General features: G+C 68.4%; 23 protein-coding genes. 22 read left to right on the forward strand and 1 reads right to left on the reverse strand.

The window, feature by feature from the left end:
* The first annotated feature begins 13 nt into the window (after nt 1-13).
* From tmk to GGQ87_RS12860, 4 genes are read left to right on the forward strand one after another with little or no spacing between them, the layout of a single operon-like run.
* A complete protein-coding gene (tmk, locus tag GGQ87_RS12845; protein WP_168048381.1) occupies nt 14-640 on the forward strand; it encodes a dTMP kinase in 627 nt (208 codons plus the stop codon).
* The gene (locus GGQ87_RS12850) at nt 637-1614 is read left to right on the forward strand and encodes a DNA polymerase III subunit delta' (RefSeq protein ID WP_168048383.1); all 978 of its coding nucleotides are present in this window, start codon (nt 637-639) and stop codon (nt 1612-1614) included. The genes tmk and GGQ87_RS12850 overlap by 4 nt, the downstream gene beginning before the upstream one ends.
* Nucleotides 1614-2402, forward strand: a complete 789-nt coding sequence (locus tag GGQ87_RS12855; protein WP_168048385.1) for a TatD family hydrolase — start codon at nt 1614-1616, stop codon at nt 2400-2402. The genes GGQ87_RS12850 and GGQ87_RS12855 overlap by 1 nt, the downstream gene beginning before the upstream one ends.
* Nucleotides 2399-3205, forward strand: a complete 807-nt coding sequence (locus GGQ87_RS12860) for an MBL fold metallo-hydrolase (protein WP_168048387.1) — start codon at nt 2399-2401, stop codon at nt 3203-3205. Before GGQ87_RS12855 ends, GGQ87_RS12860 begins: the two co-directional genes overlap by 4 nt.
* 281 nt (nt 3206-3486) lie before the next feature.
* Here GGQ87_RS12860 and hemB read toward each other — a convergent pair whose 3' ends face one another.
* Nucleotides 3487-4491, reverse strand: a complete 1005-nt coding sequence (gene hemB, locus GGQ87_RS12865) for a porphobilinogen synthase (RefSeq protein ID WP_168048389.1) — start codon at nt 4489-4491, stop codon at nt 3487-3489.
* Between the two features lie 92 nt (nt 4492-4583).
* Here hemB and GGQ87_RS12870 point away from each other — a divergent pair, with 92 nt between their 5' ends.
* The 18 genes from GGQ87_RS12870 (at nt 4584) to GGQ87_RS12950 (ending at nt 20970) form a co-directional block, all read left to right on the forward strand.
* Entirely contained in the window at nt 4584-5723 is a 1140-nt protein-coding gene (locus tag GGQ87_RS12870) for an isobutyryl-CoA dehydrogenase (RefSeq protein WP_168048391.1), read from the forward strand.
* Complete coding sequence (locus tag GGQ87_RS12875) at nt 5720-6058, forward strand: DUF6968 family protein (protein WP_168048393.1); 339 nt, start codon at nt 5720-5722, stop codon at nt 6056-6058. Before GGQ87_RS12870 ends, GGQ87_RS12875 begins: the two co-directional genes overlap by 4 nt.
* On the forward strand, nt 6055-7107 hold the full coding sequence (locus tag GGQ87_RS12880) for an enoyl-CoA hydratase/isomerase family protein (protein WP_168048395.1): 1053 nt from the start codon (nt 6055-6057) through the stop codon (nt 7105-7107). Before GGQ87_RS12875 ends, GGQ87_RS12880 begins: the two co-directional genes overlap by 4 nt.
* A 64-nt stretch (nt 7108-7171) precedes the next feature.
* Entirely contained in the window at nt 7172-7957 is a 786-nt protein-coding gene (locus tag GGQ87_RS12885) for a class I SAM-dependent methyltransferase (RefSeq protein ID WP_168048397.1), read from the forward strand.
* Between the two features lie 25 nt (nt 7958-7982).
* Nucleotides 7983-8744, forward strand: a complete 762-nt coding sequence (locus GGQ87_RS12890; RefSeq protein ID WP_168048398.1) for a class I SAM-dependent methyltransferase — start codon at nt 7983-7985, stop codon at nt 8742-8744.
* Nucleotides 8745-9376: 632 nt separating this feature from the next.
* Entirely contained in the window at nt 9377-10318 is a 942-nt protein-coding gene (mmsB, locus tag GGQ87_RS12895; protein WP_342448389.1) for a 3-hydroxyisobutyrate dehydrogenase, read from the forward strand.
* Nucleotides 10319-10449: 131 nt separating this feature from the next.
* Nucleotides 10450-11676 carry a 5-aminolevulinate synthase gene (hemA, locus tag GGQ87_RS12900; protein ID WP_168048401.1) on the forward strand — a complete coding sequence of 409 codons (1227 nt, stop codon included), beginning with the start codon at nt 10450-10452 and terminating at the stop codon, nt 11674-11676.
* Between the two features lie 19 nt (nt 11677-11695).
* Complete coding sequence (locus tag GGQ87_RS15690) at nt 11696-11851, forward strand: DUF6898 family protein (RefSeq protein WP_425339289.1); 156 nt, start codon at nt 11696-11698, stop codon at nt 11849-11851.
* A gap of 36 nt (nt 11852-11887) precedes the next feature.
* Complete coding sequence (glyA, locus tag GGQ87_RS12905; protein ID WP_168048403.1) at nt 11888-13201, forward strand: serine hydroxymethyltransferase; 1314 nt, start codon at nt 11888-11890, stop codon at nt 13199-13201.
* A gap of 7 nt (nt 13202-13208) precedes the next feature.
* A complete protein-coding gene (gene nrdR, locus GGQ87_RS12910; protein WP_168048405.1) occupies nt 13209-13679 on the forward strand; it encodes a transcriptional regulator NrdR in 471 nt (156 codons plus the stop codon).
* A complete protein-coding gene (locus GGQ87_RS12915) occupies nt 13679-14308 on the forward strand; it encodes a RibD family protein (protein ID WP_168048407.1) in 630 nt (209 codons plus the stop codon). The genes nrdR and GGQ87_RS12915 overlap by 1 nt, the downstream gene beginning before the upstream one ends.
* 173 nt (nt 14309-14481) lie before the next feature.
* On the forward strand, nt 14482-15072 hold the full coding sequence (locus GGQ87_RS12920) for a riboflavin synthase (protein ID WP_168048408.1): 591 nt from the start codon (nt 14482-14484) through the stop codon (nt 15070-15072).
* Complete coding sequence (gene ribB / locus GGQ87_RS12925; protein ID WP_209282561.1) at nt 15072-16205, forward strand: 3,4-dihydroxy-2-butanone-4-phosphate synthase; 1134 nt, start codon at nt 15072-15074, stop codon at nt 16203-16205. The genes GGQ87_RS12920 and ribB overlap by 1 nt, the downstream gene beginning before the upstream one ends.
* On the forward strand, nt 16172-16663 hold the full coding sequence (gene ribH / locus GGQ87_RS12930) for a 6,7-dimethyl-8-ribityllumazine synthase (RefSeq protein ID WP_209282562.1): 492 nt from the start codon (nt 16172-16174) through the stop codon (nt 16661-16663). Before ribB ends, ribH begins: the two co-directional genes overlap by 34 nt.
* Nucleotides 16660-17187 carry a transcription antitermination factor NusB gene (nusB, locus tag GGQ87_RS12935; protein WP_168048410.1) on the forward strand — a complete coding sequence of 176 codons (528 nt, stop codon included), beginning with the start codon at nt 16660-16662 and terminating at the stop codon, nt 17185-17187. Before ribH ends, nusB begins: the two co-directional genes overlap by 4 nt.
* Nucleotides 17187-18176 carry a thiamine-phosphate kinase gene (gene thiL / locus GGQ87_RS12940; RefSeq protein ID WP_168048411.1) on the forward strand — a complete coding sequence of 330 codons (990 nt, stop codon included), beginning with the start codon at nt 17187-17189 and terminating at the stop codon, nt 18174-18176. The genes nusB and thiL overlap by 1 nt, the downstream gene beginning before the upstream one ends.
* Nucleotides 18177-18214: 38 nt before the next feature.
* Nucleotides 18215-18637 carry a hypothetical protein gene (locus GGQ87_RS12945; RefSeq protein WP_168048413.1) on the forward strand — a complete coding sequence of 141 codons (423 nt, stop codon included), beginning with the start codon at nt 18215-18217 and terminating at the stop codon, nt 18635-18637.
* A 179-nt stretch (nt 18638-18816) separates the two neighbouring features.
* Nucleotides 18817-20970, forward strand: a complete 2154-nt coding sequence (locus tag GGQ87_RS12950; RefSeq protein WP_168048414.1) for a sodium-translocating pyrophosphatase — start codon at nt 18817-18819, stop codon at nt 20968-20970.
* The last annotated feature ends 99 nt before the right edge of the window (nt 20971-21069 follow it).

A 21069-nucleotide genomic window follows, 5' to 3' on the forward strand; every position in this document is an offset into this window, starting at 1 on the left:
CCATTGTGCGCCGGTGACCCAGGGCAGATTCATCACCTTCGAAGGCGGGGAGGGGACCGGCAAGTCGACGCAGGTCGCCCGCCTGGTCGAACGCCTGCGTGCGCGTGATCTTGAGGTCGTCCAGACCCGCGAGCCCGGCGGCTCCGACGGCGCCGAGGATATCCGCAACATCGCCCTCAATGGCGACGCGGGCCGCTGGTCGCCGATGACCGAGACCCTGCTGATGTTCGCCGCCCGCTCCGACCATCTGGAGCGCACCATCCGCCCGGCGCTGGAGGCGGGCCGCTGGGTGGTCTGCGACCGCTTCGCCGATTCCAGCCGCGCCTATCAGGGCGCGGGCGGCGGTACGCCCGCCGCCTTCATCGAAAGCCTCGACGCCGCCATCGTCGGCGCCACCCAGCCGGACCTGACGCTGGTCTTCGACCTGCCCGTCGAGGTGGGTCTGGAGCGCGCCTTCGGCCGGGGCCTGTTCGAGACGCGGTTCGAGTCCAAGGGGCTGGAGTTCCACGAAAGACTGCGGGCCGGCTTCCGCGATGTCGCCGCCGCCCATCCGGAGCGCTGCGTCATCATCGACGCCGAGGGCGATCAGGACACGGTGGAGGCCCGCGTCTGGGCCGCCGTCGAGGGCCGGCTGCTGTGAGCGAGCACCCGCGCGACCGCTTTGACCTGATCCCCGACGCCGCCGCCGAGGCCGCCTTCCTCGACGCTGTCGACAAGGGCCGCCTGCACCACGCCTGGCTGCTGTGTGGGGTCGAGGGCTCCGGCAAGGCCAGCTTCGCCTATCGCGCCGCCCGCCGCCTGCTGGGCGCCACGCCGGATCCGTCGCGTGGCCTGCTCGGGACCCGCCCCGACGACGCCGTCGCCCGTCTGATCACCGCCCAGTCCCATCCGGACCTGCTGATCCTGGAACGCGCCGTCGAGGGCGGCAAGACGAAGAAATCCATCTCGGTCGACCAGGCCCGCGACCTGCCCGAGTTCTTCTCCAAGAGCCCGTCGCAGGCCAGGTATCGCGTCGCCATCATCGATGCCGCCGACGACCTGAACCTCAATGCCGCCAACGCCTTGCTGAAGGTTCTTGAGGAGCCGCCGGAACGCGGCGTGCTCTTCCTCGTCACCCATGCGCCCGGCCGCCTGCTGGCCACCATCCGCTCCCGCTGCCGCCGTCTGGCCTTCCCGGTCTGGCCGCCGCATGCGCTGGAGGAACTGGTCCGCAACCGCACCGGCGTCCCCTCCGCCGAGGCCGCCCGCATCGCCGCCATGGCCTCGGGCTCGCCCGGTCAGGCGCTGGCGCTCGCCTCCGGAGCCACGCTGGAGGCCGACCAACTGGCCCAGTCCTGGGTCGCCGCCGACGCCGTCGACCGCGCCGAAGCCATGGCTGTCGCCGACAAATTCCGCGGCGCCGAGGGGCAGGAGCGGTTCGAGACCCTGATGGACCGGCTGATCGCCGCCGTGAAGGTCCGCGCGCTCGAGGAAGGCAAGTCCGGCGCCCGCTGGGCCGAGCTGTGGGAGCGGCTGTCGGAACTTCCCGACCGCGCCGCCGCCATCAATCTTGACCGCGCCGACGTGCTGGCCGGGGCGCTCGCCGACCTGCAGCGGACCAAGGCCCGCGCCTGATGCTGATCGACAGCCACGTCAACCTGCACGCCGCCCAGTTCGACGGGGACCGCGACGCCGTCATCGCCCGCGCTCGCGAGGCCGGCGTCGGCCTGATGGTCGAGATTTCCGACAAGCTCTCGACGTTCGAGGCGACCCACGGCCTCGCCATGGCCCACGACGACATCTGGGCCACCGTCGGCGTCCATCCGCACGAGGCGAAGGACTACGCCGACCTGACCGCCGACCGACTGGTCGAGCTCGCCGGACGGCCGAAGATCGTCGGCATCGGCGAATGCGGCCTCGACTTCCACTACGACCTCAGCCCCCGCGATATTCAGGCCGCCGTCTTCCGCCAGCATATCGATGCCGCGCGCCGCACCGGCCTGCCGCTGGTCGTCCACACCCGCGAGGCCGACGACGTCATGGCCGAGATCCTCGCCGAGCAACAGGCAAGGGCGCCGTTCCGCTTCCTGATGCACTGCTACACCAGTGGGCCGGAACTGGCGGAAAAGGCGGCGGAACTGGGCGCGTGGTTCTCCGTTTCCGGCATCGCCACCTTCAAGGCCGCCTCGGACGTCCGCCAGATCATCGCCGCCATGCCCGCCGACCGCATCATCGTCGAAACCGACTGCCCCTACCTCGCCCCCGTGCCGCACAGAGGCCGCCGCAACGAGCCGGCCTACGTCGGTCACGTGCTCGACAAGCTGGCGGAGATCCGCGGCTGGTCCCGCGACGAGGCGGAGGCCCGCACGACCGACGCCTTCTTCGCCCTGTTCGACCGCATCCCGAGGCCGGACGGAGCATGAGCGCCGCGGCGGGCGAGCTCGAGGTCGTCATCCTCGGCTGCGGCTCGTCCGGCGGCGTGCCGCGCGGCGACGGCGACTGGGGCGACTGCGATCCCGCCGAGCCGAAGAACCGCCGCACCCGCTGCTCCGCCCTGATCCGCCGCCACGGGCCGGATGGGATCACCAGCGTCCTGATCGACACCTCGCCCGACCTGCGCCAACAGATGCTGTCGGCAGGCGTGAAGCACGTCGACGCCGTCCTCTATACCCACGATCACGCCGACCAGACCCACGGCGTCGACGACCTGCGCGTCTTCGCCATGCGCACCCGCCGCCGCATCCCGGCCTTCATGGACCCGCCGACACACGCCGCCATGCGCGAGCGGTTCCGCTATATTTTCGACAGCGTCGAGGGCTATCCGGCGATCCTCGACGCCCATCCCTTGCCCCCGCACGGCCAGAGTTGGTCCGTCGACGGCCCAGGCGGCCCACTCCCGGTCGTCACCTTCGACCAGGCCCACGGCCCCATCCGCTCCGTCGGCTACCGCGTCGGCGGCATCGCCTATTCGAGCGACGTCTCCGACCTAGACGACGCGGCCATCGAGGCGTTGCGCGGCTGCGACCTCTGGATCGTTGACGCCCTCCGCTGGACCCCGCACCCGACCCACGCCCACGTCGACAAGACCCTCGACTGGATTGCCCGGGCCGGGGTGAAGAAGGCGGTTCTCACGAACCTACACATCGACCTCGACTACAACGTTCTCAGGGCCGCGGTTCCGCCGAACGTCGATGTCGCCTATGACGGCTGGAACACGAGGCTGTAGGGGCAGGCGGATGTCGGTGGAGAAACGCGGGCGAACCTCGACGAAGTTGCCGTCACTGCTGGTGGTGCTGTGCGTTGCCGCGTGCGCCGGAGCCGTCTTCGCCGTTCAGTGGTTCGCAGACAGGCCCACGGCGCAGGAAGAGGCCGACGCGCGGACGGTCGCGGAGTCGCGCGCACGGCTTGAGCGTGAACAGGCCGCGGAGGGACTTGTGCCCGCCCCGTCCTCCGTTGGGCCACCGTTGGCGCCGCCGCCGGTCCCGCGCTGATCGGAGCCGCTCTGGATCAGCCCTGCAGCAGCCGCGCCGCCTGTGGTGCGAAATAGCTCAGCACCCCCGCGCAGCCCGCCCGCTTGAAGGCGTGCAGGCTCTCCAGAATGGCCCGCTCCTCGTCCAGCCAGCCATTCGCCATCGCCGCCCGCATCATCGAATACTCGCCCGACACCTGATAGGCGAAGGTCGGCACCCGGAACGTCTCCGACACCCGCCGGACGATGTCGAGATACAGCATCCCCGGCTTGACCATGACCGCGTCGGCGCCCTCGGAGATGTCCATCGCCACCTCGCGCAGCGCCTCGTCCGAGTTGGCGTAGTCCATTTGATAGGTCTTCTTGTCGCCGGTCAGCGCCTTGGCCGAGCCCACCGCGTCCCGGTACGGCCCGTAGAATGCCGAGGCGTATTTGGCCGCGTAGGACAGGATCATCACGTCGGACATGCCGTTGGCCTCCAGCGCCTCGCGAATCGCCTGCACCCGGCCGTCCATCATGTCGGACGGCGCCACGATGTCGGCCCCGGCGTGGGCGTGGATGAAAGCCTGTTCCGCCAGCCGCTCCAGCGTCGCGTCGTTGACGATCCGGCCGTCCTCGACGATCCCGTCGTGGCCGTGGTCGGTGTAGCAGTCCAGCGCCACGTCGGTCATGACGCCGATCTCGGGCGCCGCGTCCTTGATCGCCTTGATGCACTCGGGGACCAGCCCGTCGGGATCGGTCGCCCCCGTACCGACGCCATCCTTTATGGCCCCGTCCACATTGGGGAACAGCGCCACCGCCGGGATGCCCAGATCGCGCGCCTCGACCGCCGCCGCCGCCGCCGCCTTCGGCCTCAACCGGAACACGCCCGGCATGGAGGCGACCGCCACCCGCTCGTCTGCTCCGTCATGCACGATCAGCGGCCACACCAGATCGGCCGGCGTCAGCGTCGTCTCCGCCACGAGCCTCCGCACCCACGGCTGGCTGCGCAGCCGGCGGGGACGGGCATACGGAAAGGCGGCGGGCGCGAACGGCTGGGTCATGGCGGGGCTTATAGACGAAGCCTCGCCGTCGGGGAGAGGGTTCAGTTTGTCGCCGGTTCGGCTAGAAGCGCCCAAAGACTCGAGGAAACACCATGGACTTCGCCCTCACCGACGACCAGCGCGCCATCCAGGACGCCGCCCGCGCCTTCGCCGACGCCGAACTGGCCCCGCACAGCGCCGAATGGGACGAGACCAAACATTTCCCCGTCGATGTGATGAAGCACGCCGCCGAGATGGGCTTCTGCGGCATCTACACGGGCGAGGAGCATGGCGGCATGGCGCTGGGCCGGGTCGAGGCCGCGGTGATCTTCGAGGAACTGTCGCGCGGCGACGTCTCCACCGCCGCCTTCATCTCGATCCACAACATGGCCACGTGGATGATCGACAAATTCGGCTCGAACGACCTGCGTGCCCGCTACGTGCCGCGTCTGGTCTCGATGGAGCTGATCGCCAGCTACTGCCTGACCGAGCCCGGCTCCGGCTCCGACGCCGCCGGCCTGCGCACCACGGCCCGTCTCGATGGTGATCACTACGTCCTGAACGGCTCGAAAGCCTTCATCTCCGGCGCCGGAACCTCCGACGTCTATGTCGTCATGGCCCGCACCGGCGTCGACGGCCCCAAGGGGATCTCCACCTTCGTCGTCGAGAAGGACGCGCCCGGCCTCAGCTTCGGCGCGCAGGAGAAGAAGATGGGCTGGAACTCCCAGCCCACGGCGATCGTCTCCTTCGACGACTGCCGCATCCCCGCCGCGAACCTGCTCGGCAAGGAAGGCGACGGCTTCCGCTACGCCATGATGGGGCTCGACGGCGGCCGCCTGAACATCGCCGCCTGCTCGCTGGGCGGCGCCCGCCTCGCCCTCGAGACCTCGCTCGAATACGTCGCCACCCGCAAGCAGTTCGGCAAGCCCATCGCCGACTTCCAGAACACCCAGTTCAAGCTCGCCGACATGGCCACCCAGCTCGACGCCTGCCGGCTGATGGTGATGCGCGGCGCCTGGGCGATGGACACCAACCATCCCGACAAGACCAAATGGTGCGCCATGGCCAAGCGGATGGCCACCGACGCCTGCTTCCAGATCGCCGACGAGGCCCTCCAGCTTCACGGCGGCTACGGCTACCTCAAGGACTATCCGCTTGAGCGCATCGTCCGCGACCTCCGCGTCCACCGCATCCTCGAAGGCACCAACGAGATCATGCGCGTGATTACGGCCCGCGAAATGATGCGGCAGTGACCAGCGGCTCTCCTGTCGTCTGCGAACGCATTTTTCAGCAGATCATCGACGGCAAGACTCATCGGTTCCGGGTTGTGTGGATGCCTCCTGTGCCGGCGGCCATCGATTGGGCCTGCGAGTTTGTCATCGAGTGGCCGTCCCGACCGTGGCGTAGCCGCAGGTCTTCTGGCGTAGACTCGGCGCAGGCGCTCCTGTTGGCGATGAAATCGGTATCGGGCGAGCTCTACGATGCCGAGCCGCCCGTATTCTGGCATGAGCCGGACGACATCTTGGACCTTCCGATTCTGGAGGAGGTCAGGGACCTCGAAGCTGCGCGTACCAAAGGCCGTATATGAACTCCGAATCCGAAGTCTTCGCCCGCGTCCAGTCCGGTGTCGGCCGCCTGACCCTGAACCGACCGAAGGCCCTGCATGCGTTGAACCGCGCCATGTGCGAGGCCATGACCGGGGCGCTGCTGGCCTGGCGCGACGACGACGCGGTGAAATCCATCCTGATCGACCACGACGGCGAGCGCGGCTTCTGCGCCGGCGGCGACATCCGCATGATCGCTGAGAGCGGGGCAGGGGACGCTTCGGAGGCCCGGGCCTTCTTCGACACCGAATACAAGCTCAACCACCTGCTGTTCGACTACCCCAAGCCGGTCACCGCCATCGTCGACGGCATCGTCATGGGGGGCGGCGTCGGCATCTCGGAGCCCGCCGACGTCCGCATCGCCACCGAGCGCACTACCTACGCCATGCCCGAGACCGGCATCGGTCTGTTCCCCGACGTCGGCGGCGGCTGGTTCCTGCCGCGCCTGCCGGGCCAGACCGGCGTCTGGCTGGCCCTGACCGGCGCCCGGCTCAAGGCCGCTGACACGGTCTTCCTCGGCATCCACACCCACTTTCTGCCGTCCGACGCGCTGGAGGCTTTCCGCGCCATCCTCGCCGCCGATCCGGCTCATCCGATCGATGTGGCCGACGGTCTGGAGACCGATGCCGGCGATCCGCCGATCGAGCCGCACCTGCCCGCCATCGAACGCCTGTTCGCCTTCGACACGGTCGAGGAAATCTTCGCCGCCCTGGAAGCCGACAGCTCCGACTGGGCCTTGGCTCAGCTCGCGACCCTGAAGACCAAATCGCCCCAGTCGCTCAAGGTCACCCTGCGCCAGCTCCGCACGGGCGCCGGCCTCGTCTCCTTCGCCGAGAACATGGCCATGGAATATGCGCTCGGCGGCCGCGTCGTCCGCACCCACGACTTCCAGGAAGGCGTCCGCGCCGTGATCGTCGACAAGGACAACACCCCCAACTGGTCGCCCGCGAACCTCGCCAGCGTGTCTGACGCCGAACTCGACCGCCTGTTCGCGCCGCTGCCTGCGGAAGAGGAGTGGCGACCGCTGGACTGACGGGGGGACTTGCCATCGTCGCCAAACCAGAGCTTGGCTGTCGCCGCTGGTTCAGGAGACGATCATGCTCAAGCCGTCCATTCTCGCCCTCGCCGCCGCGCTCGCCCTGTCGGCCTGCGGTTCCGACCCTTACGCCGGCCGCGAGGACCGGATGGCGAACCGCACCTATGCGGGGATGCGGCTGGCCGACATTCACCACTCGGCTATCGTGGATCCGCTGCGCCCCACTGACGAGGTGGCTCGCGACGAGTTCCGCCACCCTGACCGGATGCTCGCCTTCGCCATGCTGGAGCCGGGTGACAAGATCGCCGACATCCGCCCCGGCGCCGGCTATTTCACCCGCCTGTTCGCCCGCACCGTCGGGGAGAGCGGGAAGGTCTACGCCTTCGTGCCCAACCGCACCGCCGAGCGCGAGAACCCGCGCGCCGACGCCCTCGTGACCGCCTACCCCAATGTCGTCCGGGTCAACGGGACGCTCGACGCCATGAGCTTCCCCGAGCCGCTCGACGTCATCTGGATGAGCCAGGAATACCACGACTTCCACATCCCCGGCTTCAACACCGACGTCCCGACCATGAACCGCGCCATCTATGCGGCGCTGAAGCCGGGCGGCTATTTCATCGTCGTCGACCACTCGGGCCGCGCCGGCACCGGCCACACCGAGGTCGGAACCCTGCACCGCATCGAGGGCGCTTCCCTGCGCGCCGAGGTCGAGGCCGCCGGCTTCGTCTTCGACGGCGAATCCACGGCCCTCGCCAACCCCGCGGACGACCGCACGGTCAACGTCTTCGAAGAGGTCATCCGCGGCCGCACCGACCAGTTCGTCTACCGTTTCCGCAAGCCGGGCTGAGCCCGCCCAACGCAGGAGAACCGTGATGCGTCGTTCCGTGATCGTGGCCGCTTCGGCCCTGCTGGTTCTGTCGTCCGCCGGCTGCGCCGGCTGGCCCTCCATGGCGCCCGCCCCGTCTTCCTATGCGGCGGCCCTGTCGGACTCCATTCGTCCGGCCGAGGACCGCGCCCGTGACGAGGCCCGTCATACCGCCGAGACGCTGGCCTTCGCCCGCGTCCGTCCGGGTCAGAAGATCGCCGACATGATCATCGGCGGCGGCTATTTCACCCGCGTCTTCTCCGCCGCCGTCGGGTCCCAGGGCCATGTCACGGCCTGGCAGCCGGCCGAGTTCATCGGCTTTCAGGCCAGCTACGGCGAGAGCCTGACCGCCGTCGACGCCCTGCCCAATGTCGACGCCATCCGCTCGCCGATCGGGGCGCCCGAGTTCCCGTCCGGGCTCGATCTCGTCTTTACCGCCCAGAACTATCACGACCTGCACCTCGCGCCGTTCCCCGCGGACGTCGCGTCGCGCGTCAACGTCGCCGTGTTCCGGGCGCTCAAGCCGGGCGGCCTCTACGTCATCGTCGACCACCACGCTTTGGCGGGCTCCGGCCTCGCCGGCGCCGACACCCTGCACCGCATCGACATCGAGGCGGTCAAGCGCGAGGTCACGGCCGCCGGCTTCGTCCTCAACGACCAGAGCGACCTCCTCGCCGACGCCGCCGACCCTCGCACCGCCAGCGTCTTCGACCCCTCGATCCGCGGCAAGACCAGCCAGTTCATGCTCAGGTTCCGCAAGCCGGGGTAGGGCAGGGCGCCCCCCGTCTCCTCCCCGTTCGCTCTTCGCGAATGGGGAGGGGGACCACCCGCAGGGTGGTGGAGGGGTCCGAAGACACAACGGTCGTGCGCTGCACTTCACCCCTCCACCGCTTCGCGGTCCCCCTCCCCATCGCTTCGCGACAGGGAGGAGACGGAACCGCCATGACGCTGTGCTTACAATCCGGGTTTCTATAGTCGGATAGCGGAGAAAACTTCCCGTCTTTCCAGACACATCCCCTTTTCTCAAACCAATCTTCCATCCGCATAAGTCGGCCGGCGCATAATGCGCTCCGTCCCGTCGCAGGGGAGGCGCAGAGGCCTTGCGTCCTTTGGCGGCGGGATGTGGAGAAGCGGGTTCAGGGGCGAGGGGGATACTCGTCCGGTCCGGGGATCGGCTGCGCAAGGCCGACCCGCCCGCCGGAGGCGCTGCGGTAAGGCGATAACACCGCCACCCGACGCAAGCTTCCGCTCACTCTCCGCGCGGAGCGTCTGACTGCGTCGAAACGGTATTTCCATCTGAACTCCGGGCGCAGGCCCGGCGCTCCGCACGCCTTCCCGACTCCGGCCTCACCCGCCGCAAGACGCGAACCCGTGTCTGGCGCACAGCCCGACGAGTCGCTAATCCCGGCGCAAACAGAAACTCAGGGAGACGACGCCATGACCCAGACCATCGCCTTTATCGGCCTCGGCAACATGGGCGGGGGCATGGCCGCCAATCAGGCCAAGGCCGGTCACACGGTGCTGGCCTTCGACCTGTCGAAGGATGCGCTGGACCGCGCCGCCTCCCACGGCTGCACCCCGGTCGCCTCGGTCGCCGAGGCCGTGAAGGACGCCGACGTCGTCATCACCATGCTGCCCGCCGGCCCGCACGTGCTGAAGGTCTATTCGGAGCAGATCATCGGCGCCGCGCCGACCTCGGCCCTGCTGCTCGACTGCTCGACGATCGACGTGGACACCGCCCGCAAGGTCGCCGGTCTGGCGAAGGACGCCGGCTACGCCTTCGCCGATGCGCCCGTCTCGGGTGGCACCATGGCCGCCGACGCCGGCACCCTGGCGTTCATGGTCGGCTGCGACGAGCCGGAGTTCGCCCGCATCGAGGCGGCGCTTGAGCCCATGAGCCGCGCCACCTTCCGCGCCGGCGATCACGGGGCGGGGCAGGCGGCCAAGATCTGCAACAACATGATCCTCGGCATCACCATGCTGGGCACCTGCGAGGCCATCGGCCTGGCCGAGAAGCTGGGGCTCGACCCGGTCAAGATGTTCGACATCGTCGCCAAGTCGTCGGGTCAGAGCTGGTCGACCACCACCTACTATCCGTGGCCCGGCCCCGTCCCGACCGCGCCGTCCAACCGCAACTATGACGGCGGATTCGCCGCGGCCATGATGCTCAAGGACCTGAAACTGGCCCAGGACGCCGCCGCCAAATCCGGCGCCTCGACGCCCCTGGGGGCCCAGACCGAGGCCCTGTTCCAGATGTTCAACGGCCTCGGCTACGGCGGCCGCGACTTCTCCGCCATCCTGCAGATGCTCCGCGGCAAGCTGGATGAGCTGCCGAAAGGCTAGAGCGGCACGAACTCACCTGAGAACCGTTATCAATTAGAAGGTTGCGACGATTTAACAGCCCCGGCTGATAGACTTTCGCCCGTCCGCGGCGCAAAACCCGGCCATCCAGAACGATCAGACGAGCCGCAGGTTTGTTCGACTACAAGGCCGCATTCGAAACCGCCGTTGAGCAGGTCAAGAGCGAGGGGCGCTACCGCGTCTTCGCCGACCTGAAGCGCGTGCGCGGCCAGTTCCCCAAGGCCATCCGCCGCCGCGCCGACGGCTCGGAGCAGGACGTCGTCGTCTGGTGTTCGAACGACTACCTCGGCATGGGCCAGCACCCCGTCGTGCTTGAGGCCATGCAGGCCGAGATCGATGAAGTCGGCGCCGGCGCCGGCGGCACCCGCAACATCTCCGGCACGACCCGCTCGGCCGTCGACCTCGAGGCCGAGCTGGCCAGCTGGCACCAGAAGGAAGCCGCGCTTCTCTTCACCTCCGGCTACGTCGCCAACGAGGCCACCCTGACGACCCTGCAGCGCATCCTGCCGGGGCTGATCGTCTTCTCCGATTCGCTGAACCACGCCTCGATGATCGCCGGCATCCGCAACGGCGGCTGCGAGCGGCACATCTACGCCCACAACGACCTCGAACATCTCGAAGCCCTGCTGCAGGCCGCGCCCGTCGATGCGCCCAAGCTGATCGCCTTCGAGAGCGTCTATTCCATGGACGGCGACATCGCCGACCTCGCGGGCACCATCTCTCTGGCGAAGAAATACGGCGCCATGACCTATCTCGACGAGGTCCACGCGGTCGGCCTCTACGGCCCGACCGGCGCGGGCGTCGCCGAGCGGGACGGCCTGCTGGACGGCATCGACATCGTCGAATGCACCCTCGGCAAGGCCATCGGCGTCATGGGCGGCTACATCGCCGCCGACGCCGTGATCGTCGACGCCGTGCGCAGCTGGGCCTCGGGCTTCATCTTCACCACCAGCCTTCCTCCTGCCTTGACGGCAGGGGCTTTGGCCTCGGTCCGCCACCTCAAGACCCACCCGGAACTGCGCGACGCCCATCAGGAGCGCGCCGCCACCCTCAAGGCCCGCTTCGCCGCCGCCGGCATCCCGGTCATGGACAGCGTCAGCCATATCGTCCCGGTCTTCGTCGGCGACCCGGTCCACACCAAGATGATCTCGGACATGCTGCTCGAGGATCACGGCGTCTACGTCCAGCCGATCAACTACCCCACCGTGCCCAAGGGCACCGAGCGCCTGCGCTTCACGCCGTCGCCGAACCACACCGACGCGATGATGGACGATCTCGTCCGCGCCATGGACGCCCTGTGGACCCACTGCAACGTGGCGCGCCTCCCTGCCGTCGCCTGATCCCGAGCTGGGCGAGGTCATCCTCGAACTGACCCGCAACGGGGCCTATCTGAAATGCTCGGCGATCCACGTCGCCACCGGCCGCGAGGTCTCGGCCATGGGCCCCATCAACGAGCCTGAAGGCCTCAAGCGCATCGCCGTCGCCAAGCTGAAACGGGCGTTGGCCGCCCGCTGACCACTAGATGTTGTGGTTACTGTCCCCCGGGCCTAAATGGTTCGCCGCCAATTCCGGGGACCCGCAGTGACCGCCTTCACCCACGACGCCTATTTCTCGAAGTCTCTCGCTGACGCCGATCCCGACATCTTCGGCGGCATCCAGGGCGAGCTGCGCCGTCAGCAGGAACAGATCGAGCTGATCGCGTCCGAGAACATCGTCTCCAGGGCGGTGCTGGAGGCCCAGGGCTCGGTCCTCACCAACAAATACGCCGAGGGCTATCCGGGCCGCCGCTACTACGGCGGCTGCGAATACGTCGACGTCACCGAGGATCTGGCGCGTAGCCGGGCCAAGCAACTCTTCAACTGCGCCTTCGCCAACGTCCAGCCGCACTCCGGCGCCCAAGCCAATCAGGCCGTCTTCCAGGCCTTGCTGCAGCCCGGCGACACCTTCCTCGGCATGGACCTGGCCGCCGGCGGCCACCTGACCCACGGCTCGCCCGCCAACCAGTCCGGCAAGTGGTTCCGGCCCGTGACCTACAAGGTCCGCGAGGAAGACCACCTGATCGACTACGACCACGTCGCCCAGATGGCCGAGCAGGAAAAGCCCAAGCTGATCCTCGCCGGCGCCAGCGCCTACAGCCGGCACATCGACTTCAAACGCTTCCGCGAAATCGCCGACAGCGTTGGGGCCTACCTCATGGTCGACATGGCCCACTACGCCGGCCTGATCGCCGGCGGCGTCTATCCCGACCCGCTGCCCCATGCCCACGTCGTCACCACCACCACCCACAAGACCCTGCGCGGCCCGCGCGGCGGCATGGTGCTGTCGAATGACATCGAGCTGGGCAAGAAGATCAACTCGGCCGTCTTCCCCGGCCTGCAGGGCGGTCCGCTGGAACACGTCATCGCCGCTAAGGCCGTGGCCTTCGGCGAAGCGCTGAAGCCCGAGTTCAAGGCCTACGCCCGTCAGGTCGTGAGCAACGCCCAGGCGCTCGCCGCCGTGCTGGTCGAGCGCGGCGCCGCCATCGTTTCGGGCGGAACCGACAGCCATCTGATGCTGGTCGACCTGCGGCCCAAGGGCGTCACCGGCAAGGCGACCGAGGCGGCCCTCGAACACGCCCTGATGACCTGCAACAAGAATGGCGTGCCGTTCGACACCGCGCCCTTCACCGTGACGTCGGGCGTCCGTCTCGGAACCCCGGCCGGCACCACCCGCGGCTTCGGCGTCGCCGAGTTCCAGCAGGTCGGCCACTGGATCGCCGACGTGATCGATTCAATGAACGGCACGGACGAGGCCGACGCCGCCGTGTCGCAGCGGGTCGCCGGCGAGGTGCGCGAACTGACGCGCGCCTTCCCGATCTACGGATGATCCGCCGATGAAATGCCCCTTCTGCGGAAATCAGGACACTCAGGTGAAGGACAGCCGCCCGTCCGACGACGGCGCCGCCATCCGTCGCCGCCGGTCCTGCCCGCAGTGCAGCGGGCGTTTCACCACCTTCGAGCGGGTCCAGCTGCGCGAGCTGATGATCCTCAAGCGCAACGGTCGCCGCACGCCCTTCGACCGCGACAAGCTGGAGCGCTCTCTGAACGTCGCCCTGCGCAAGCGGCCGGTGCAGGCCGAGCAGGTCGAACAACTGGTCAGCCGGATCACCCGCCAGCTCGAAAGCCTCGGCGAGACGGAGATCCCGTCCTCGACGGTCGGTGACTTCATCATGAAGGCGCTGAAGTCGGTCGATGAGGTCGCCTACGTCCGCTACGCCTCGGTCTACAAGGACTTCCGCCACACCGGCGACTTCGCCCGCTTCCTCGGCGACGAAGGTCTGGACGACGAGTCCGGCCGCAACTGATGCGCCCCACGGTCACCCTGAAACTGGCGACCTCCCTCGACGGGCGGATCGCCACGTCGACCGGCGAGTCGAAATGGATCACCGGCGAGGCCGCCCGGCTTGAAGGTCATCGCCTGCGCGCCGCCCATGACGCCATTCTGGTCGGCGTCGAGACCGTTCTCGCCGACGACCCCGAACTGACCGCCCGCCTGCCGGGCCGCCCGGTCGACCAGCCCCTGCGCATCGTCCTCGACAGCCGGCTGCGCACACCGGCCACGGCAAAGGTGGCGAGGGGCGACAGCCTGATCCTGACGGTTTCGGCGCCCACACCTATCGGCGACGCGAGGGTCGAACAGGTCGAGGCGCTCGACGGTCGTCCAAGCCCTGCGGCCGCGCTGGCCTCTATCCGCCGCAAGGGCCCCGCGTCTGTCCTGATTGAGGGCGGTGGCCGTGTCGCGGCGTCTTTCCTGCGGGCGGGCCTCGTGGACCGGATCGAATGGTTCCGCGCCCCGATCCTGCTGGGCGGCGAGGGAATGCCGTGCGTCGCGGCCCTCGCGCTTGCAAAGCTGTCCGACGCCCCCACGTTCCGGCGTCTGTCCGCCGACCCCGTCGGCGACGACCTCTGGGAACGGTATGATGCGATCCGCTAGCCCGCGCCGGCCTGCGACCGGTTTTGACGCATCGGCATGCGAAGGTGCGTTCGAACGGCCGGAGGGGTTTTCTCCGGGCTTTCCGGACTCTTCGGACGCTTTGGACCGTATTTTTGGGGTTTATACCCGGGTAGAACTCCCCGTTGGCGCTTCATCAGCCGGGAGAGCCTGAGATGTTCACCGGCATCGTCACCGACATCGGCCGCGTCCGCTCGGTCCGTCAAACCGAGCGTGATCGCCGCTACGAGATCGAGACCGCATGGGACACGGCGGGCATTGATCTCGGGGCTTCCATCAGCCACGCCGGCTGCTGCCTGACCGTCACGGAGAAGGCCCCCGGCTGGTTCGCCGTCGAAGTCTCCGGCGAGACGCTGTCGAAGACCAGTCTCGGCGACTGGACCGAAGGTCACCGCGTCAACCTGGAGCGCGCCGCGAAGCTCGGCGACGAGCTCGGAGGCCACATCGTCTCCGGCCACGTCGACGGCCTCGGCCGGGTCGTGGCCATCGAGCCGGAGGGCGGCTCCCACCGCGTCCACATCGAGGTCCCGGCGCCGCTACACCGCTTCATCGCTCCCAAGGGCTCCATCACCGTCGATGGCGTCTCCCTGACCGTGAACGCCGTCGAAGGCCAGCGCTTCGAGGTCAACATCATCCCGCACACCTGGCAGGCCACGACGCTCGGGCGTCTGAATCCCGGCAATGCGGTCAATCTCGAGATCGACATGCTGGCGCGATACCTCGCGCGGTGGCAGGAGACGGCCTGATGCAATTGGCGGCCAACATGAACGACAGCCCGATCAGCCCGATCGAGGACATCCTCGAGGACGCCCGCAACGGCAAGCCCTACATCCTCGTCGACGCCGAGGATCGCGAGAACGAGGGCGACATCATCATTCCGGCCCAGTTCGCCACGCCGGACCAGATCAACTTCATGGCCCGCCACGCGCGCGGCCTGATCTGTCTCGCCATCACCGGCGAGCGCGCCCGCCAGCTGCGCCTGCCGCCGATGGCCGCCGAGAACCGCACCTCCATGGGCACCGCCTTCACCGTCTCGATCGAGGCGAGGGAAGGGGTCACGACCGGCATCTCCGCTGCTGACCGCGCCCGCACTGTCCAGGTCGCCTCCGACCCGACCAAGGGCGCCGACGACATCGTCTCGCCGGGGCACGTCTTCCCGCTGGTCGCCCGTGACGGCGGCGTGCTGGTCCGCACCGGCCACACCGAGGCGGCGGTCGACATTTCACGCATGGCCGGGCTGACGCCCGCCGGCGTGATCTGCGAGATCATGAACGACGACGGCTCGATGGCGCGGATGCCCGACCTGATCGCCTTCGCCCAACTGCACGGCCTCAAGATCGGCACCATCGCCGACCTGATCGCCTATCGCCGCCGCACCGAACGCTACGTCGAGCGGGTCATGGATACGCCGTTCGAGAGCGTCCACGGCGGTCCGTTCCGCCTGATGCTCTACCGGAACACCATCGAGGGCCATGAGCATGTCGCCCTGGTCCACGGCAAGATCGAGCCGGGCAAGCCGACGCTCGTTCGCATGCATCAGGTCGACTTCGCCGCCGATCTGCTCGGCCACGTCGAGTCGCGCCAGAACTACATCCCCCAAGCCCTCCAGACCGTCAGCCGTCACGACGGCGCCGGCGTCACGGTCTTCCTGCGCGATCCCGACCTGCACGGCCTCGCCGAGCGGCTGGCCGGCGTAGAGAAGCCGGTCGCGGTCGACCGCTCGATCCGAAACTATGGGGTCGGGGCCCAGATCCTGCTGGATCTCGGCGTGCGCGACATGATCGTGATGAGCTCGACCCGCCCCAATCCCACCGCGCTGGAAGGCTACGGCCTGCGCATCGTCGGTTGGCGCGACATGGACGGAGAAGACCAATCGTAAGCGAACCCTACCGCGTCCTCATCGTCGAGGCGCGCTTCTACGACGACCTCGCCGACGCCCTTCTCGAAGGGGCGAAGGACGCCCTGCGCGCACAGGGTGCCGAGTTCGATGTCGTCTCGGTCCCGGGCGCGCTCGAAATCCCGACGGCCATCGCCTTGGCCGAAGAGGCCGGCCGCTTCCCGACCGCGCCGCGTTACGACGGCTACGTGGCCCTCGGCTGCGTCATCCGCGGCGAGACCTACCATTTCGAGATCGTCGCCGATCAGTCGGCGGCGGGCATTCGCAACCTCGGCCTCAAGGGCGTGGTCATCGGTAACGGCATCCTGACGACCGAGGACGAGGATCAGGCATGGGCCCGCGCCCGCCTCAGCGAGGGCGACAAGGGTGGCGGTGCGGCCCGCGCCTGTCTCGATCTGATTGCCTTGCGCAAGCGGCTGCGCGTAGGACTGGCCTCGTGACCGAACCCGCCAGCCTCAAGTCCGTGCTCGAGCAACTCGCCGAAGCTGAAAAGCAGCGCACCGAGCCGCAGCTGTCCAGCAAGCAGCGCCGCGCCCGCACCGTCGCGCGCCTCGCCGCCGTACAGGCCCTCTACCAGATGGAACTGGCCGGGGAGGGCGTCGAAACCGTCATCACCGAATTCTCGAACCATCGCTTCGACGCCGACATCGAGGGTGAGCCGCTCGCGGAGGCCGACGAGGCCTGGTTCGCCGAGATCGTTCGCGGCGTGGTCGGCGGTCAGAGGGACATCGACACGGCCGTCAAGGCGCGGCTCGCCTCGAACTGGCGGCTTGAGCGGCTCGATTCCACCCTGCGCGCCCTGTTGCGCGCCGGCGCCTGGGAGCTGCGCGAGCGTCAGGACGTGCCGAAGGAGATCGTGATCGACGAATACGTCGAGCTGGCCAAGGCCTTCTTCGACGACGCCGAGGCCAAGTTCGTCAACGCCGCGCTCGACGGCGTGGCTCGGGACGCCCGCGGCTCCTGATGCCGGCCGTCGATGTCGCCGGTGAGTTCGAAACCATCCGGCGGCTGTTCGCGCCGCTCGCCCATCCCGAATGGGGCCGCGGCCTCAAGGACGACGTCGCCGTTGTCCCCTCGAAGCCCGGCCACGATCTTGTTCTGACCAAGGACGCCATCGTCGAGGGCGTTCACTTCCTCCCGACCGACCGGCTCGACACGGTGGCGAAGAAGCTGCTGCGCGTGAACCTTTCGGACATGGCGGCCAAGGGCGCGGAGGCCTTCGGCTATCTGCTGGCCTGCCACTGGTCCGAGCGTTGCGGCTGGCCCGAGCGTATGACCTTCGTCGACGGCCTCCGGGTCGATCAGAAGGCGTTCGGCGTCGCCCTGCTCGGCGGCGACACCGTCGTCACCCCGGGGCCCGCGAGCTTCTCCATGACGCTGCTGGGCTGGACGCCCAAGGGTCGCACCGTCGCTCGCGCCGGAGCCCGCGTCGGCGATCTGGTCTTCGTCACCGGCTTCATCGGCGACGGCTGGCTCGGCCTGCAAGGCGCGCAGGACAAGCTCTCGCTCGAACCGGATCGCATCGCCGCCCTGGTTGAGCAGTACCGCACCCCCGCGCCGCGGGTCGAGTTCGCTCCTACAATCCGGGATTTCGCCAGCGCCTCGATCGACGTGTCCGACGGCCTGATCGCCGACCTCGGCCACATGGCCGAAGCGTCCGGCGTGCGGATGGAGATCGATCTGGAACTCACGCCCCGCTCCGCCGCCGGACAGGCGTGGTTCGACGGCCGTGTCGACGAGCAGGCGGCGCTGGAAAAGCTCGTCACCGGCGGCGACGACTATGAGATCGCCTTCACCGCACGCGCTGCGGACGAAGCGGTCCTGCGGCGCGAGGCGGAGAAACGCCACCTTCGCCTGAGCCGCATCGGCCGCGTGACGGCGGGGCAGGGGGTCGTAGCGCGTTTCGCGGGCCAGCCGGTTCAAATCGACCGCCCAGGCTTCACCCACGGCTGACAACGAAATCTCAAGGCCTGGCGGGCCATCTTGGGCCCATGCGCCGCCGTGACCTGATCGCCGTCTCCGTCGCCCTGCCGACCATCGCAGCGGCTACTATGGCGCGTGCGAGCGACACGCCGGCGGCTGGAGCCAGTCTCAGCATCGCCGGGGTCGGCCTGCCGATCATCTCCGGCGGCCGGGTCCGCAACTACGTCTTCGTCTCCTTGCGCCTGCACCTCGGCGGTTCGGCGACACCCGAATCGATGCGCCCGAAAGAGGCCTATCTGCGCGACGCCCTCGTCCGTGCGGGTCACCGAACGCCCTTCGTCGTCGCCGAGGACTGGACTCGCGTCGACGCCGCCGCCCTGTCCGCCAGCCTCATGCGATCGGCCGCCACCATCGCCGGTCGTGGGGCCGTCACCCGCGTCGAGGTCGTCAGCCAGGCGCCGCGCCGGCGCACCGGCCTCGGCCAAGGCTGAACTTCGTTCACCAACCCTGTTGCGTCACACCGACGCATTTGGCACGTTTCCGCCGCATTTCCCCAAGGACGCAGCTTCGCGTCCGGTGCGCACGGGGGGACCGGAAGGCGGACAGAGGCGAAAACGCCCGCCGCGCCAAGGGTCCGGGCGCCTCTAGAAACACAGGGTTTGGAAACGCCATGAGTAACTATCTGTGGCTGGTCATCGCCGCAGGCGCGCTGGGGGTCCTCTACGGACTGATCCAGACCGCCTCGTTGATGAAGGCCTCGACCGGCAACGACAAGATGCGCGAGATCGCCGCCGCGATCCAGGAAGGCGCCTCGGCCTATCTGCGGCGGCAGTACATGACCATCGGCATGGTGGGCGTCGTCATCCTGATCGCCGCTTATTTCCTGATCGGTCCGTGGGCCGCCATCGGCTTCGTGATCGGTGCGGTCCTGTCGGGTCTGGCCGGCTTCGCGGGCATGCTCATCTCGGTGCGCGCCAACGTGCGCACGGCGCAAGCTGCGTCCGAGAGCCTGTCCAAGGGTCTGGACCTGGCGTTCCGCTCAGGCGCCATCACCGGCATGTTCGTCGCCGGCGGCGCCCTGCTCGGCGTGGCGGGCTACTATGCCTTCCTGACCGAAGGCATGGGCTTCGAGAGCACCAGCCGCGATGTCATCGATGGCCTCGTCGCCCTGGGCTTCGGCGCTTCGCTGATCTCCATCTTCGCACGTCTCGGCGGCGGCATCTTCACCAAGGGCGCCGACGTGGGCGGCGACATGGTGGGCAAGGTCGAGGCCGGCATTCCGGAGGATGACCCGCGCAACGCTGCGACCATCGCCGACAACGTGGGCGACAACGTCGGCGACTGCGCCGGCATGGCCGCCGACCTGTTCGAAACCTATGCGGTGACCACGGTCGCGACCATGGTGCTGGCTGCGATCTTCTTCCGCACCCAGCCCTACGTCGAAACCATGATGCTGCTGCCGCTGGCGATCTGCGGCGTCTGCATCGTCACCTCGATCATCGGCAGCTTCTTCGTGCGTCTGGGCAAGAAGCAGAACATCATGGGCGCCCTGTATCAGGGCCTGATCGTCACCGGCGTCCTCTCCGTCGGCGCCCTGTACCTCGTCATCAGCCAGTTGCTGCCGGACAACGCTGTCGTCACCCCCGGCGGCGGCGATCCGATCACCGCCATGAACCTGTTCTGGTCCGGCCTCGTCGGCCTCGCCGTCACGGCCGCGATCGTGGTGATCACCGAATACTACACCGGGTCCAACTTCCGCCCGGTCCGCTCGGTCGCCAACGCCTCGGTGTCCGGTCACGGCACCAACGTCATTCAGGGTCTGGCTGTCTCCCTCGAGGCGACCGCCCTGCCGGCGCTGACGATCATCGTCGGCATCATCGCCAGCTATCAGCTGGCGGGCCTGTTCGGCATCGCCATCGCCACCACGACCATGCTCGGAGTCGCCGGTATGATCGTGGCGCTGGACGCCTTCGGTCCCGTCACCGACAACGCGGGCGGCATCGCTGAGATGGCGGGTCTTCCTTCGGAAGTCCGTCACTCGACCGACGCCCTCGACGCCGTGGGCAACACCACCAAGGCCGTGACCAAGGGCTATGCCATCGGTTCGGCCGGCCTCGGCGCCCTGGTGCTGTTCGCCGCCTACACCTCCGACCTGCAGTATTTCTCGGCCAACGCCGAGATGTATCCCTTCTTCGCCAACATGGGTTCGATCGCCTTTGATCTGACCAATCCCTACGTCGTTGTCGGCCTGCTGTTCGGCGGCCTGCTGCCGTTCCTGTTCGGGGGCATGTCGATGATGGCGGTCGGACGCGCGGCCGAGTCAGTCGTGGCCGAGGTCCGTCGCCAGTTCCGCGAAAACCCGGGCATCATGACCTATGAGGTCAAGCCGGAGTACGGCCGGGCCGTCGACATCCTGACCAAGGCGGCGATCCGCGAGATGATTGTGCCGTCGCTTCTGCCGGTGCTGTCGCCGATCGTGCTGTTCGTGGCCATCCTGTTCCTGTCGGACAAGGCGGACGCGTTCGCCGCGCTCGGCGCCATGCTCATGGGTGTGATCGTGACCGGCCTGTTCGTGGCCATCTCGATGACGTCGGGCGGCGGCGCGTGGGACAACGCCAAGAAGGTCATTGAAGAGGGCTTCACCGACAAGAACGGCGTCGTCCACGGCAAGGGCTCCGAGGCGCACAAGGCTGCGGTGACCGGCGATACGGTCGGGGATCCCTACAAGGACACCTCCGGCCCGGCGGTGAACCCGATGATCAAGATCACCAACATCGTGGCCCTGCTGCTGCTGGCGGTTCTGGCCAGCGGCAAGATCGGCTGATCCGGTGTGGCCGCGTCCTACGGGACGCGGCCATGGCCAATCGAAAGACGCCCCGGAGAGCGATCTCCGGGGCGTTTCCGTTCTGCAGCGATGCGCGAT

The sequence above is a fragment of the Brevundimonas alba genome, assembly GCF_011927945.1.
GTDB classification, from domain to species: domain Bacteria; phylum Pseudomonadota; class Alphaproteobacteria; order Caulobacterales; family Caulobacteraceae; genus Brevundimonas; species Brevundimonas alba.